Genomic DNA, 589 nt, shown 5'->3' with positions numbered 1-589 from the left:
CCGGCGCGCCTTCGAGGACGAGCAGCGCCCGTGCGGTCGGGACACGGATGGCCAGGTCGTGGACGTGGGCGCCTGGGGCCCCTGCGGCGGCTTCCGCGACGCCTGCGACGAGTCGGGCACCCAGCAGCGCACCACCGAGGTCTGCGTGGGCGGCCGCGTCGACTTCCAGGACGAACAGCGAGCCTGCCAGCGCAACACGGACGGGGCGCGCTGTGAAGGGGACGGCACCTGCCAGAACGAGCGGTGCCTCCACCCGGACATCTGCAACGGCATCGATGACGACGGCGACGGCTTCATCGACAACCCGGAACCACCGGAGCGTGGGTGCATGTTCTGGATCACGCACCACACGAACTGTCAGTTCCGCTCCTGGCACGGCGCCTGGCAGGCGGCGACCTCCGCCGAGGAGAGGAACGCCGCGTCGTGTCCGCCCGACCCGAACAACCCCCTCGCTGGCTGCGGTGGCTGCGCCGTGGCCCAGCGGGTCTGCGGCGTGCCGCCCTACGCGGCCTCCTACAACACCTGCTGGCAGGAGGCCGACGGGAACCGCCTCCGCACCTACGTCCGTCCCCAGGCGGCCCAGGGCTTC

Annotated in this window: 1 protein-coding gene; it reads left to right on the top strand. The window is 72.2% G+C overall.

Features of this window, described 5'->3' with window-relative positions:
* A partial coding sequence (locus KDM41_18625) for a hypothetical protein (GenBank protein MCB1185439.1) occupies nt 1-589 on the top strand: 589 nt, incomplete at both ends.

The sequence above is a fragment of the bacterium genome (assembly GCA_020440705.1).
GTDB lineage: Bacteria > Krumholzibacteriota > Krumholzibacteriia > LZORAL124-64-63 > LZORAL124-64-63 > JAGRNP01.
This window is presented reverse-complemented; position numbering and strand designations above follow the sequence as displayed.